Origin of the sequence: Corallococcus sp. AB038B, from assembly GCF_003668955.1 — a bacterium.
GTDB classification, from domain to species: Bacteria; Myxococcota; Myxococcia; order Myxococcales; family Myxococcaceae; genus Corallococcus; species Corallococcus exiguus.
In genome coordinates this window covers 603,653-617,983 of sequence record NZ_RAWO01000001.1, presented here as the reverse complement: position 1 = coordinate 617,983, position 14,331 = coordinate 603,653, and the positions used below count along the sequence as shown (strand labels likewise).

At 69.2% G+C, this 14,331-nt stretch carries 11 protein-coding genes; 3 read left to right on the top strand and 8 right to left on the bottom strand.

Annotated elements, in window-relative coordinates; translation table 11 throughout:
• Positions 1 to 44: 44 nt before the first annotated feature.
• The 3 genes from D7Y04_RS02635 to D7Y04_RS02625 all read right to left on the bottom strand — a co-directional run bounded on the left by D7Y04_RS02635 (position 45) and on the right by D7Y04_RS02625 (position 5,097).
• On the bottom strand, positions 45 to 2,819 hold the full coding sequence (locus tag D7Y04_RS02635; RefSeq protein WP_120593875.1) for a hypothetical protein: 2,775 nt from the start codon (positions 2,817 to 2,819) through the stop codon (positions 45 to 47).
• A 93-nt stretch (positions 2,820 to 2,912) separates the two neighbouring features.
• Positions 2,913 to 3,959 (bottom strand): Virginiamycin B lyase, encoded by a 1,047-nt coding sequence (locus D7Y04_RS02630; RefSeq protein ID WP_199749602.1) that lies wholly within the window; start codon positions 3,957 to 3,959, stop codon positions 2,913 to 2,915.
• A 130-nt stretch (positions 3,960 to 4,089) separates the two neighbouring features.
• Complete coding sequence (locus tag D7Y04_RS02625; protein ID WP_121758208.1) at positions 4,090 to 5,097, bottom strand: substrate-binding domain-containing protein; 1,008 nt, start codon at positions 5,095 to 5,097, stop codon at positions 4,090 to 4,092.
• A gap of 535 nt (positions 5,098 to 5,632) precedes the next feature.
• Here D7Y04_RS02625 and D7Y04_RS02620 point away from each other — a divergent pair.
• Complete coding sequence (locus D7Y04_RS02620; protein ID WP_121758207.1) at positions 5,633 to 6,997, top strand: hypothetical protein; 1,365 nt, start codon at positions 5,633 to 5,635, stop codon at positions 6,995 to 6,997.
• Here D7Y04_RS02620 and D7Y04_RS02615 read toward each other — a convergent pair.
• Complete coding sequence (locus D7Y04_RS02615) at positions 6,981 to 7,229, bottom strand: hypothetical protein (RefSeq protein ID WP_121758206.1); 249 nt, start codon at positions 7,227 to 7,229, stop codon at positions 6,981 to 6,983. The two genes, D7Y04_RS02620 and D7Y04_RS02615, sit on opposite strands and share 17 nt — an antisense overlap.
• A 198-nt stretch (positions 7,230 to 7,427) precedes the next feature.
• On the bottom strand, positions 7,428 to 7,976 hold the full coding sequence (locus D7Y04_RS02610) for a hypothetical protein (protein WP_121758205.1): 549 nt from the start codon (positions 7,974 to 7,976) through the stop codon (positions 7,428 to 7,430).
• Between the two features lie 281 nt (positions 7,977 to 8,257).
• Here D7Y04_RS02610 and D7Y04_RS02605 point away from each other — a divergent pair, with 281 nt between their 5' ends.
• Positions 8,258 to 8,464 (top strand): cold-shock protein, encoded by a 207-nt coding sequence (locus tag D7Y04_RS02605; protein WP_120562412.1) that lies wholly within the window; start codon positions 8,258 to 8,260, stop codon positions 8,462 to 8,464.
• Between the two features lie 263 nt (positions 8,465 to 8,727).
• Positions 8,728 to 9,081 carry a hypothetical protein gene (locus D7Y04_RS02600; RefSeq protein ID WP_233601246.1) on the top strand — a complete coding sequence of 118 codons (354 nt, stop codon included), beginning with the start codon at positions 8,728 to 8,730 and terminating at the stop codon, positions 9,079 to 9,081.
• A gap of 174 nt (positions 9,082 to 9,255) precedes the next feature.
• Here the strand turns inward: D7Y04_RS02600 and D7Y04_RS02595 are convergent, their stop codons facing one another.
• The 3 genes from D7Y04_RS02595 to D7Y04_RS02585 are packed head-to-tail and all read right to left on the bottom strand — an operon-like array spanning position 9,256 to position 14,300.
• Positions 9,256 to 12,375 (bottom strand): efflux RND transporter permease subunit, encoded by a 3,120-nt coding sequence (locus D7Y04_RS02595; RefSeq protein ID WP_121758204.1) that lies wholly within the window; start codon positions 12,373 to 12,375, stop codon positions 9,256 to 9,258.
• A 60-nt stretch (positions 12,376 to 12,435) separates the two neighbouring features.
• A complete protein-coding gene (locus tag D7Y04_RS02590; protein ID WP_121758203.1) occupies positions 12,436 to 13,539 on the bottom strand; it encodes an efflux RND transporter periplasmic adaptor subunit in 1,104 nt (367 codons plus the stop codon).
• Positions 13,536 to 14,300, bottom strand: coding sequence for a TetR/AcrR family transcriptional regulator (locus tag D7Y04_RS02585; RefSeq protein ID WP_120600353.1), 765 nt, complete (start codon positions 14,298 to 14,300; stop codon positions 13,536 to 13,538). The genes D7Y04_RS02590 and D7Y04_RS02585 overlap by 4 nt, the downstream gene beginning before the upstream one ends.
• Between the last annotated feature and the right edge of the window lie 31 nt (positions 14,301 to 14,331).

Here is a 14,331-nt window from a genome sequence, read left to right as displayed (position 1 = left end):
CGAGGCTCCCCTTCCGGGAGTAAGTGTTTGGGATTGATTGGGCTTCAGGGCGAGGCGCGCTTCTCGCACTCACCGCGCAGCGGGTAGATCCACCCCGCCGGGTGCTGCGTGAGCTGGTCCTTGAGGAAGAAGTAGGCCATCACGCCGACGTTGAACTCCGCGTGCTGGAGCCACTCCCCGAGCGCCTCCGGATCCGACCCGTCACGAATCCCCTGCGTCAGCGGGTTGTCCAGGGTGCAGACCTCCGTCCACATCCGCGTTCCGCCAAACGAGGTGACATTCGCGCTCGGAGGGGTGGCCGTGCCGAAGCGGCCCAGCCGGATGAGGTCGCACGCGCCGCGCGCCGCGCCGAGCATGTTCGCGCCCCAAGCCGCCCAATCCCGGGCGTCGCCAGAGAAGTCGATGTCCACCTCGCCGTACTTCACCCACGCCTGCATGAAGTCCTCGGAGAACTTCACCGTCGTGCCGCCGGAGGCCATCCACAGCAGGTAGCGGGCGCCACCGTGCGCGCCGTACTCGGCCTCGAACGGCGCCAGGTTGGACGTCGTGCCTGTCGTTCCAAAGAGGCCCGCCGCCAGGTTGGCCACGCGAGCGCCGTTGAGCGCCACCAGCGTCTTGGCCGCGCCGCTCTGCCCATCGCCCGAGCGCCCATGGCAGTTGGCGCAGATGCCCTGGAAGGCCGTGGCACCGGGCGTGGAGTAGTAGAGCTGGCCGTAGGGACGGCGGGGGCGGCCCAGCTCATCCAGCATCCACGGCTCCACCGGATCCGGCGCCGGCTTCGTGGGGAACGCGCAGCCCGCCTTGGCCACCCACCAGTTGGTGGCGAAGGGCTGCTTCGCCAACTGCTCATGCGCGGAGGTGATGGGGTAGCGCGTCAGCCTTTCGAAGGGAGGCTTGCCAATGAAGTCCTTCCACGCCGGGTTGCGAGGCTCATAGGGGACCTTGTCGGAGAAATCCTCGGTGATCCACCGCACGTCACTGGGCGGAGTGCACGAGGCGCCCACCGCCAGGTCCGCCTGCCGGATGCGCTCGGCCGCCCTCGCCTCCTGCTCCGCGGGCGGCAGCGCTTCCTCGCCCTTCCAGCGCAGCGAACCGATGTAGCGCGCCATCAGCAGCGCGGCGCGGCAGTCCTGCCCGGGCACGTTCGCGGGCATGTGGATGAGGCGCGCGTCCGTGTCACGCGCCACGCGCTGGTAGAGCGTGCTGCTGGGCGTGCGCAGCAACAGGTCCTTCGTGTAGTCCGGGACGGTGACGGGGTCGCACACGGCATAGGTGCGCTGGCCGTTGCTCTCCTTCACGCCACAGGGGTTCCAGCCCGGCAGGATGCCGTTCGCGGAGAAGTCCAGCGAGGCGATGGCGGGGTTGCTCTGCGTGGCGAACCCGTTGGGGTTGTGGCACTGCCCGCAGTTGGCGACGAAGTACCCCTGGAGCTCCAGCGTCTGCCGGTTGGGCGCCGGCTGGCCCTGGGGGACCGCCTGCCGGGCCTGGACCTCCAGCCGGGGCAGCAGCGTCTCCAATTCCTGACGCGAGCCGGACACCGGCAGCCCGGTGATGACGCCCGCGCGCACCAGTCGCTCCACCTGGCTCCGCTCGTCGTCCAGGACCCGCGTGTTCACATCCACGCCCGCTTCACCCGGGGCGCGGCGGTTGAGCTGCAACGGCGTGAAGCCGAGCACGAAGTCCTGGGCCTCCGCGCCGGAATGACAGTTGATGCACCGGTGCGCGCCGGGGATGGCGTAGTTGCGCGTCTTCCCCGTGCTCTCGTTCTCCGTGTAGACGAGGACGCGGTCGGAGAAGGGCTCCCCGTTGCGGTAGCGCAGGTCATGCAGCTGGGCGACGGTGCCCTCCGTGTTCCAGAGGTACGTGCCGAAGAGCGACTGGTTCCACGGCGTGCGCACGACGATGAGCCGCGTTTCGATCTTCTGGTAGCGCACGTACCCGTCCTTGCCCGCGACGGACTTGAAGAACGTCTTGTAGAAGCGCGTGTTGGGAGGGACCTGGAACTTCCCCGTCTGGGCGTCGTACCGGATGGACTGGCCCGCCGGCACGTGCACCTGACGCAGCTTCTTCGCGTGGTCGGAGAAGAGCGGATACGTGGGCGCGAAGGCGAACGTGCCATGCGTGGCCAGCTTCTCCGCGTCGAACGTCAGGATGTCCGTGTCCGTGTCGGACAGCAGGGGCGGCAGCTTCGTCATCGCCGCGAAGGCCGCGTCCTTGTCCGGGTCACTCCCGAGCGCCTCCGGCTTCGTGACGTCCGGGATGCAGTTGCCCAGGTCCGTCATCGCGTCCGCCACCGCGGGCGCCACGGTGACTCCGCCCACGGCCTTGTCCTCGCAGCTCACCGGGAACGCGCCCGTGGGCGAGCCCTGCGCGAGCCAGGAGTTGAGGACGCACGCCAGCTCCACCGCCTTCTTCGTCTGCTCGGGCGAGGCCAGCGGGGGCATCTCCCCCTGGGACGACTTCAACGCCATCCGGGCGCCGTCCTTCTTCAATCCCTCCACGTCCGCGCCGTACTGGAAGCCCCCGACGATGTTGGGCGGCGCATGGCACTGCGCGCACTGCGCATCCACCCGGGCCTTCATCCCGTCGAAGGTCTCCGTGAACGTCGCCACGGGAGCGCCCGCGCGCATCGGGATGCGCTCCGCCGAACGCGCGGGCTTGCAGCTCGAGGGCGTCACGACGACGACCCCGCTGTCGGAAGGCCCCGCGTCGGGTGGCTGCTCCTCCGGACTGGAGGAACAGCCAGACACGATGACAGCGGCCAGCAGCAAGACCCCCCGGGTCAGGCCTGGGACAAACCCCTTGCGCTTCATTCCCATGTGGACGGGACCTCTCTCGGTGACTGAGAGGCACCCTACCGCGCAAGTTTCGTCTGCCTTTGACAAGTCCTTGCAACAAACCCTGTCATTCGGTCACGGCGTCGTGACCAGGCGGAGCTTGCCCAGCTTGTTGCCGGTGCGCTCCGTGAACCAGACATTGCCGTCCAGGCAGAAGAAACCCGCCGGGCCGAAAGTGATGCCCGCGGGGCGGCTGCGCACGGTGGGCACGTCGAACTCGGTGATGACGCCCGAAGCGGTGATGCGGCCCACACGGTTGCCACCTTGCTCCACGAACCAGATGTGGCCGTCCGCGCCGGACGACACGGCGACCGGGGCGCTGGAGGGGTTGGGCAGCGCGTACTCCGTCACCACGCCGTCCACGGTGATGCGGCCCACCTTGTTGCCCAACTGCTCGGTGAACCACATGGCGCCGTCCACGCCCGGCGCGATGGCGCTGGGGAAGCTGGAGGGCGTGGGGAGCGGGAACTCGGTGATGACGCCCGCGGCGGTGATGCGGCCCACCTTGTTACCCGCCTGTTCGGTGAACCAGACGTTGCCGTCCACGCCCAGGGAGATGGCGCGCGGCTGGGATTCAGGGGTGGGGACCGCGAACTCCGTGATGACGCCGGCCGGGGTGATGCGGCCAATCCGGTTGCCCACCTGCTCGGTGAACCAGACGTTGCCGTCCAGGCCCGCGGTGATGCCGGAAGGCGCGGAGCCCGCCTGGGGCAGCGGGAACTCCGTCACCACGCCGGCCGGGGTGATGCGGCCAATGCGGCCCGCGCCCAGCTCCGTGAACCAGACGTTGCCATCCAGGCCCGCGGTGATGCCCTGGGGCGAGGCGAAGGGCGTGGGCAGGTCGAAGCTGCTCACCACGCCCTGCCGCGTGGCGCGGCCGATGCGGTTGGTGCCCGGCTGCGTGAACCAGACGTGGCCATCCGGGCCCACGGTGATGCCCACGGGGGACGCGCCCGGCTCCAGGGCAATCTCCTCCACCGTGCCGGCGGCGCCAGCCGGCTGACGGCAGAGCCAGGGCAGCGGCCGGGAGGAGGACGTGAGGGCCAGGCTCGTGTCCTGGGCGAGGGCGGGAACGGCGAAGAGGAACGCGGAGGCGAGCGACAGCTTCACGGCGGAACGCATGGGGAGGGCTCCAGGAGGAAGGACTGCGGGAAGGGACGCGCCGGAAGGCGGCCGCGGCGCGCAAGACGGCCAGGCCGGGAGGGACACACCCTCCCGACCCGGCCGGTGCCTGGACTTCAGGCGGAGGGAATCAGTTGCAGACGCCGGCGCCGCGGCCGTCGTTGTTCACGCCGCCGCACTTCAGCGCGCCGGACGTGTTGCAGGAGATGAAGCCCTGGGTCACCAGGATGTTCTCGAACTGGGCCTTGCCGGAGCCGTAGACCCAGTCATAGATGATGGCCTCTTCGTCCGAGCGCACGTTGGTGGTGCTCTCGTTGAGGAACAGCGCGCGGGCCAGCGGGTAGGCATTGGCCTTGTCCGTGAGGAACTTGCGGACGTTGTCCACCGACGGGGCGATGCTGTTGACGCTCAGCGCCTTGTTGCCCGTGCGCTTCGCGGAGTCACCCGAGTAGCCGATGGCGTTGGAGTCGGTCGCGGTCAGGTAGCCGATGCACGCCGTGGCGCTGGCGTTGGCGCCGGCGCTGACGCCCGCGGGGCTGGTGCAGGCCGCGGGCAGGGAGCCGTCGGCGACGACGATGACGCCCGGGCAGAAGGAGCCGCCGCCCACCAGCGACTTGAAGGTGTCGGTGGTGCCGGACAGGTCGTCACGGCGGTACTTCGTGAGGGTGCTGGTGCAGGAGCCCGGGATGGCCACGTTCGAGGCGTTCGTGGCGAAGAACGTCTTCTGCAGGTCCGCCATGGTGATGTCGGTCAGCGTGTTGGCGCTGTTCACGAACGCGTTCACCGCGTCCAGGGCGATGATGTTGCTCTTCTCACCCGTGAGGCACGGGGTCTTCATGTCGCGCGACATGGGCGCGAGCGCCTGCTGGCCGGCGCCGCAGAAGCCGGCCGAGCCGCCGCGCAGACAGCCCTCGCCGACGCCGGAGCCCTTGCCCTGGACGTTCAGGCCCGCCCCCGCCGCGCCGTCCGCGGCGATCAGCGCCGCCTTCAGCGTGTCCGAACCGTAGAACTCCAGGTTGGGGCCCAGCCCCTGCGCCACCGACTTCGTGTCCCCCATGGTGGCGCCGGACTCGCCACCGCAACCCACTGCCGACATCGCGATCACCGCGGCGGACATCACCCACGTCATCGTCTTCATGGACAGCTCCTGGTGGTGCTGGAAACAGGTTGAACAGCAAGTCCGGGCTCCCCCGGACACACCCCGGCCCTGCCGCGTCACGCGGTCACGAAGACGTGGCAATGGCAGGCAAGCCGCCGAACCCGGCGCATCCCGGATTCGACGGGACGCAAGATGCAGCAATGGCAGACAGCGAGGTGACTCAAACGCGTCAAGATTCCGCGTTGGTCAGGTCACACCGCGCGAATGGATTCTTCCACGGAAGGACCGTGACGCGTCCGTCAGCGATGTGATGACTTTCATGCAGTCCATTGTCCTCCCGGACGTCTGGGTGCTTTTTTCATCCCGGCCCGGCCCTGGAGCAGGAGTTTTTTCAGACAGGACGACAGCTTCCTCTTCCATCCGGGAGGGGGACGTCTGGACTTCAGAGGGGACACCGCGGCCAGCACACGTTGGCCGCGCCCTTGCAGTAGGGCTTGAGCGCGGTTGAAGGGCGGGGGAGTCGGGGTTGGGTGGGGCGAGTCCGGGACGGGGGGCGGCGGTGGCGTGGATACGGATGGCGGTGTTCATGGGGGGGATGTTCCTCGTGGGGTGCGAGGAAGCCCGAGCCACGGCACCGCGCATCCCGGTGCTCGGTGAGGTGGGTGGACAGGTAGCGCCAGAGGGCGTGGAGGCACACGTGTGGTCGCGGACCCTGATGGTTGGGGACCCACAGGCTCCGCACGCGGTGGTGACCTCCAACGGGGACGTCCTGGTGGCGGCGACCTATCAAGAACCCATCGACCTGGGGGCGGGTCCCCTGCCCTTCAATCGCAACGTTGTGGCGCCACACCTGCTGGTGGCGCGGTATTCGCCGGACGGGACGCTGAAGTGGGCGCGGGGCTGGACGCCCGAGCACGAGGCGCGGGCCCGCGTGGGCGGCCTGGCGGTGGACGCCGCCGACAACATCTTCATGACAGGCATGTCCGCGGGCTTCACCCGCGACGGCGCCACGCTGCCGGAGGGGCCGTTCCTGGCCCGGCTGGACGGCGGTGGCGCGCTGGACTGGGTGCGCTCGCTGCCGGGTGAGGGCCCGGTGGCGGTGAACGGCGTCACGTCCGACCAGCACGGGGGCGCGGTGCTGGTGGGGGACTTCGCCGGCGCGCGCGACCTGGGAGAGGGATTGAAGCGCACGCCCCATGGCAAGCACGCGGGCTTCGCGTTGAGCGTGGGCGCCAAGGGCGAGCAGCGCTGGAGCCGCGTGTGGATGCCCACGAACGAGGGCGAGGTCTCCGCGCGAGCGGTGGCGGTGGATGTCTTTGGCGACGTGCACGTGGTGGGCGGTTACGCGGGGGCGGTGTCGTTGGGAGACGCCACGTTCGTCACCGTGCGCCAGCACACGCCCTTCGTGGTGAAGCTCACCCGCGACGGCGACCACGTCTGGAGCCACGACGTCCGCGGCACGGATGGCACGGCGGTGTCCGTGGCGGTGGGGGCAAACCGCGTCTTCGTGGGCGGAGGTTTCAGCGGCCGGCTGTACTTCCAGAAGACCTTCCACCGCGCGGACTCCCGCGACGGCTTCCTGCTGGCCTACGACGCGAACGGCGGCCAGCAGTGGGCGCGAACCTTCCCCACCGGCGCACCGATGGTGGCCACCGACGACGCGGGCCAGCTGACGGTCGCGGGCGGCCATGACGGCGGTCTCGCGCTGGGCGGAGGCAGCCTGCCTCCGGGCCTGTATGTCGCGAAGCTGCTACCGGAAGAGGGCACGTCGCTCTGGGTGCGCGGATTCGCGAGCCCCGGCACCGTGGCCCAGGCCCGGGCCGTGAGCGTGGACGCGTCCGGTGGCGTGCTGCTCGCCGGTGGCTTCAACCGGTCCATGCCGGAGGACGGACCGTCACGGCCGCTGCAGGACGGCTTCCTGCTCAAGCTGAGCCCTTGAGGAACTGCTCCTGGAGTCGTGGCTCCAGCGTCTTCCGGGGCTCCTTCTCGAACAGCGCGGAGAGGATTTCGAGCGATACCCCCTCGTACTTGAGCGCGAACTCCAGCTGATGGAAGAGCCCTGGCTCCGGCGCGTAGATCGGGGGATAGAGGACGATGCTCCGCCCTCCTTCGACGCGCTCGCGCTTCCCACTCCCAGGCGCGACAAAGGACACCTGGTGATGCGGCAGCACGACGAGCTCGTGCGCCAGGATGATCCGGGCGTAACCGATGGGCTCCGCCTTGGGAGGAAGGTCGACTCCCAGGCGTGCGCGGATGGCTTGACCGAACGGTTCCAGAAATCGTTCTCCCGAAGGAGAACGTAACCAAAATGGTTATCCGGCTCCAAAAATCGTTACGCCTGGGCCATCATCCACAGAAAGACTTACGCCTCAGGCCCCGATACCCTCGGGGTCCGTGGCCAGCTCTCCGCCCAGGTGCATGCCCGTCTGGCAGCGGTAGTCCGTAATGAGCGACGCGGCCAGCACCTTCACGCCCAGCAGCACGTGCAGCGCCGCCGCCACCGGCGAGCGCTTCGCGTACCCCAATACGAAGGGCGCCAGCACCGCGCCCAGGCCATAGGCGTAGTCCGCCAGCTCGTGCGCCTCGATGGGGATGATCTTCGTGAGGCTCAGCCGGTAGTCCGTGAACAGCGACACGCCCACCGCGGCCCCGCCCAGCGCCCAGCCGGCCGCCTTCGCCTTGCTGTCACCGGACGCGCTCCCCACCGCCACCAGCGCCGCCCCGCCTACGTAGTCCAACACCGAGTGCAGGTCCTGCGACACCCAACGGCGCAGCGGCAGCCGGCCGAACAGCGGACGCGACAGGATGCCCGCCGCCGCGCTGTGGTCCCTCATCCGGCGCCACTCGCGCCGCACGGCGCCCTCCGAGCGCGGAGGAACTGGGGGCAGCAGGGGCTCGGGGCCTCGGACCTCGTACATGACGTGACTCCTCTCCCGGCCTTCGTGGCCTTGCCCGGAACGGTAGCCATGCCTCCAAACCCAGGCGCTGGAGCCGCCCCGGCCCCACGCCCGCCTGCCTGTGCCAACAATGGTGGGCAGGCTGACTACCCCACGAACTGTTGACTGCTCAGCAAGGGGGCTTCCACCCACCCCTCCCTGACGGGCAGACTGTTGTGCGCACTCAGGCCCTCACATTTCGAGAGGACCGACCGCTCCCGAGCGGTGGGTGCCGCGCCCCACCAACAAAGAGAAGACGATTCATGGCTACTGGTACGGTGAAGTGGTTCAACGATGCGAAGGGCTTTGGCTTCCTCACTCAGGACGGCGGTGGTGAGGACGTGTTCTGCCACCACAGCGCCATCAACATGGACGGCTTCCGCACTCTCCAGGAAGGTCAGAAGGTGGAGTTCGAGGTGACGCGCGGCCCCAAGGGCCTGCAGGCGCAGAACGTCCGCTCAGTGGGTTGATCTCCACCCGCTCCGGGTCAAACCCAGAGCACGGAAGCCCGGTCCCGCTCACGTGGGCCGGGCTTCTTCATTTTTACAACCCACCCAGAAGGAATAACACGCAATTCCTTTCAAACCTTCCACCGTCCAAGGAATCAAGGGGGGGCTGGTGAAAGTCCGAAAGACGTCTGTTAGGCTTTGATCCTGCGAGGGAGGGCGCACCTATGTTCGAAGTCACCAACGATGTCAGCCGTCGGACCATCACTGCCCGCATGAGCGGTTTCATGCGGCCGAACGAGATGAAGGAGTACGTGGCCGTCTACAAGAAGGCCACGGACAGCTACGGCGGAGGGCGGCACCTGGTTCTGGCCGACATGCGGGGTCTGCGCCCGCTGGAGCCGGAATCCGCGAACCTGTTCTCCGAGGTCATCAACCACGGGCGCAAGAATGGCTGTGCGATGTGCGCGCACGTGTCGGACTCCACCATCGCGCGCCTGCAGACGGCCCGCGTGGCGTCGGAAGCATCCCCCAACGACGACATCACCGTGGATTGTGTGTCGCTGGAGGAAGCGCAGAACCAGCTCGCCAAGGCGCGTGTGCGCCTGCTCAACGGCGAAGGCATGGCGGCTTCGCGCTAGAGCCGTTCCTTCCGGGCAGGACGCCCGCGGAACGCCCCGTCTCCGGCAAGGCCCGGAGCCGGTAGCCTCCCGCGGAAGACGCCCACCCGGAACTTGTTTCATCCCCTTTGTTTCAAATGAAAGGCGCGGGTGACGGAACCGTCACCCGCGCCTTTTGTTTCATGCCGTGAGGCCTCAGGCCGCGCGGTCGTGCGCCGCGGACGCGTCCACGGGGTGCGCGGAGTGCGGTCCCTGCGCGCGGGGCTGCTTCTTGCGGAAGGACAGCTTCTCCATCGCCGCGAACACCACCGGCACCACCAGCAGCGTGAGGAAGGTGGAGGTGATGACGCCGCCGATGACGGAGATGGCCATGGGGGCGCGGAACTCGGAGCCGATGCCCGTGCCCACGGCGGTGGGCACCATGCCAATGGCCATGGCCGCGCTCGTCATGAGGATGGGGCGCAGGCGGCGGGGGCCGGCCTTGAGCAGGGCCTCGTCCACGGAGTCGCCCTCGCGCAGGTGATGGAGCGCGCCGTCGATGAGGAGGATGGCGTTCTTCGTCACCAGGCCCATCAGCAGGATGACGCCAATCATCGCGCCCATGCTGACGTGGTAGTTCGTGACGACGAGTCCCAGCAGCGCGCCCACGAGCGCCAGCGGCAGCGACACCATGATGGTGAAGGGGTGCTTGAAGGACTCGAACTGGCTGGCGAGCACCATGTAGATGAAGACGAAGGCCAGGCCGAACGCGATGCCGAACGCGTCGTTCTGCTCATCCAGGCTCTTCATCTGGCCGTCGTAAACGATGGCGTAGCCGGGCGGCAGCGGCTTCTCCGCGATGGCGGCCTTGAGCTTCGTGGCCACGTCACCCAGCGCGGCGCCCTTGGCCAGCTGGGACACGACGGCCACCTGACGCTCGCGGTTCTCGTGCTCGATGACGCTGGGGCCGTCCTTGAGCGACACCTCCGCCACGTCCGTCACCTGGTGCAGGCCCTTGGGCGTGGCGATCATCAACTGGCGCACGCGCTCCGGCGTGGCGCGGTCCTGCTCGCGCAGGCGCACGCGGATGTCCGTCTCATCCGTGCCCTCGCGCAGCTTGGCCGTCACGTCACCGTCGATGGCGAGCCGCAGCTGAGCGGCGAGCGACCCGGCGGACAGGTCCATGTCCGCGGCGCGCGCGCGGTCGATTTGAATCTGGAGTTCCGGCTTGGCCGGGTTGGAGTCCACGCGCACATCGGAGGTGCCCAGGGTGCGCAGGATGCTGGCGACGCGCTCGGCCTCCTCGTTGACGCGCTTCAGGTCCGGGCCCACCACGCGCACCATGATGGGGAACCAGTCACCCAGGCCTTCGATGGACGGCGGGTCCGACAGGGTGATGGCGGTGGAGACCAGGTTGGGGACCAGCAGGGCGCGGGCCTCCTCCTTGAGGACGGGGATGCTCTTGGTGCGCTGGTCCTTGCCCACCGTGAGCACGCGCATGCGCGCCTTGTAGACATCTCCGTTGGGACCGACCGTCGTGTAGATGTCCGTGACCTCGGGGATCTTCTTGAGGAGGACCTCGGCTTCCGCGGCGCGCTCCGTCGTCTGCGCCAGGTTGACGGAGTCCGGCAGCTGCAACTCGACGATGAGCTGCGAGCGGTCCTCCGCGCTCATGAACTCCACGCCCAGGCGGCTGGCGGCGCCGAAGGACAGGACCAGCGCCAGCATGGTGAGGCCCGCGGTGGTCCACTTGTGGCGCAGCACCCAGCCCAGGATGCGGGCGTAGGTGGACTCCGTGGCCTCCAGGAAGCGGCGCAGCGCGCGGAAGACGGCGGGCTCGTGCCGCTGCTCCCCCGGCTTGTGCGCCTTGGCGAAGCGCGCGGACAGCATGGGGTCCAGCGTGAAGGAGATGAACAGCGAGATGAGCACCGCCACGGAGATGGTGATGCCGAACTGCTTGAAGAACTGACCCACGATGCCGGGCATGAAGGCCACGGGGATGAACACCGCCACCAGGGCCAGCGTCGTCGCGAGCACCGCCAGACCCACGTCCTTGGTGCCGTTGGACGCGGCGCTCATCGGGTCCTCGCCCTGCTCCAGGCGGTGGGTGATGGCCTCACGGACCACCACCGCGTCGTCGATGAGCAGACCGATGGCCAGCGACAGCGACAGCAGCGTCATCTGGTTGAGCGAGTAGCCCAGCACGTACATCACGAAGAACGTGCCGATGACGGACGTGGGCAGCGCGAGCGCGGAGATGAACGTGCCGCGCGGGTCCAACAGGAACATCAGGATGATGAGGACCGCCATCAAGCCGCCGAAGATGAGGGCGATCCACACCTCGTGGGTGTTGGCGCGGATGAGGTCCGACTGGTCGATGAGGAGCGTGGCCTGGAAGCCCTGCCCCACCACCGGCCCCATCTGGGCGAGCGTCTTCTTCACCGCGTCGCTGACGCTCACGGTGTTGGAGCCCGGCTGCTTCACGAGCTCGAGCACCACGGCGTCGCGGGCGTTGAGGCGCGCGGTGGTGCGGCGCTCGGCGACGCCGTCCGTGACGGTGGCGACTTCCTCCAGGCGCACCTGCGCGCCGGTGCTGCTGCGGGCGATGGGCAGCTTGCGCAGGTCCTCCACGCTGACGAACTCGCCCATGGCGCGCACGGTCAGCTCGTTGGGCCCCAATTGCAGACGGCCCGCGGGCAGGTTGAGGTTCTCCATGGCGATGCGCTGGGACACCTGCGACGGCGCGATGCCCACCGCGCGGGCCTTGTCCAAGTCGATGTCGACCTGGATTTCACGCGTGTCACCGCCGGTGATGCGCACCTCCGCCACGCCGGCCAGCTGCGCGAGCGCGGGCTTGATGCGGTCATCCAGCAGCTTGCGCAGCGCCTGGGACTGCATGTCCGCGGAGATGGCGTAGGTGAGGATGGGCGCGGCGGACAGGTCCACGCGGCTGACGATGGGCGCGTCCGCGTCCGTGGGCAGCTTGTTGACGGCCTGGCCCACCTTGTCGCGCACGTCCTGGACGGCGGTGTCCAGGGCGGTGCCCAGCGTGAAGGACACCACCACGGTGCCCACGTTCTCACGGCTGAAGGAGTGGATTTTATCCACGCCGCTGATGCCGGCGACCGCGTCCTCCAGGGGCTTGATGACCTGGGTCTCGATTTCGCCCGGGCCCGCGCCTTTGTAGAGGGTGTTGACCACCACCACGGGGAAGCTGACGTCCGGGTAGAGGTCGGTGCCCAGGCGCTTGAGGCCCATCACGCCCAGCACGATGAGCAGCAGGGACACCATGGCCGTGAACACCGGCCGTCGAATGGAAACGTCACTGAGAATCATGGAAGAGCTCACGCACGCCGCGCGCGAAGAAAGGCCGCGGCGAAAAGGGGCGGCTTGCGGCTACTTCACGGAGACGCGGGTGCCGGGGGTCAGGGAGGGCGTGGGGAAGTCCACCACCTGCTGGAGGGCGGTCGCGGCGCGCACCACCACCTCGCGGTCGCGGCGCTCCAACACCTGCACGTCCACGCGCTGAAGCGAGCCGTCGCTGACGACGAGCACATGGTCCCCGTTGGAGGAGGACAGCGCCGTGGTGGGCAGGGCCTGCGCGTCCTGCGTCTCCCCCAGCTTCAGCATGGCGCGCGCCAGGGTGTGGGCCACGAAGCGGCCGTCCGCGTTGGGCACGGCGATCTCCACCGGGATGCGGCGGGTGGTGGGGTCCGCGGAGGGCAGGATGGTGCGCACCACGGCCTCGTCGGTGGACGCGCCATTGCCCAGCGCCGCCACGCGCACCTTCGTGCCGGGCTTGAGCAGCGCGCGCGCCCCTTCCGCCACGGTGGTGCGGAAGATGAGCGTGTCCAGTTGCTCCAGCGTGAACAGGGCCGAGCCCGGCCCCACGGTGGCGCCCGTCTGGTCCGGGGATTCAATCAGCGTGCCCGCGAAGGGCGCCTTCAGGTCATGCCGGCGGCGCGCCGCGCGGGCCTGCGCGAGCTGAGCCTTCGCGGCCATCACCTGCGCCTGGGCCTGCGCGGCGGCGGCCACGGCGTTCTTGTGCTGCTGGTCGCTGACGCCACCGCCGGTGCTGAGCTTCTCCGTGCGCTCGGCGGCGTCCTTCGCGATGGAGGCGCCGGCCTCCGCGGCGGCGACGGCGGCCTCCGCGCCAGCCACCTGTGCGTCCACGATTTCGGAGTTGAGCTGGGCGAGCGTGTCGCCCTTCTTCACGGCCTGGCCCTTCTGGGCGCGCACCGACTCCAGGCGACCGCCCACCTCGAAGCCGACCTGGAGGCCCTGGGCGGGGTACAGCGTGCCCGTCACCTCTTCCGACTGCGAGGCCTGCACGCCGCGCGCGGAGACGACCTTCACCGCGGGCGCCGGCTTGTCCTGGCCAGCGGCGGCGGGCGGCGCGGACGCGGCATCCGCCTTGTCACAACCGGTGAGCGCGAGCGCGGCGGCCATCCCCAGGGCGGTGAAGGCGCGGGAGGCGGAGGGCTTCGTGGATGGTTTCACGGGCGTTTCCTTGGCGGGCGGTGCGGGTGGTCCGCGCGGGCTTGGCGCCGGCGCGTGGAAGGCGGTGAAGAAGGACGGGCGACGGCGGCGGGCGTCGCGGGCACGGCCTCGCGGGGCAGCGAGCCTTCGTGCATGAGACGTTGGAGGCCCACGGCCCAGGTGGCCAGGTCCGGCTTCTGCGTCAGCCGCCCCATGCGCCGGGCCAGCAGCAGATAGGTGCCCACGATGAAGGAGCCGAAGAGGCTGGGGTCCACGTCCGGGGTGTCCGGATGCTGGCCGCGCAGGTGGTGGAACTCCCCGGCGATGCGCTCCACCTCGCGGTCCACCACGTCCCACATGACGGACTCGAAGGCGGTGCCCTGGCTGCCCACGATGAGCGCGGTGACGAGCTCACGCTGCTCCCACATGAGCTCCAGCATCTCCACGTCGAGCTCGGCCTCCATCCGCAGGAAGTCGCGGTAGCGCTCCGAGCGCGTGGCGACGTCCCCGGGGCCCGGCAGGCCGCTGTGGTCGGCGCGGAAGCGGTCCATGCAGGACATGCGCTTCGTGGCCAGGACCTCCAGCGCCTCCAGGAACTCCTGCACCAGCGCCGCGAAGAGGGCCTCCTTCGAGGGGAAGTGCAGGTAGAAGGCGCCCTTGGACAGGCCGCTGGCGGCGGTGATGTCGCTGATGCGCGCGCCCTTCACGCCCCGCTTCGCGAACTCCGCCCGCGCGGACGCGATGAGCGCGCTGCGGGCTTTGGGGTCAGCGGGGCGGGGCATGGCGGACGCATTCCTAACCCGCCGGTCAGAA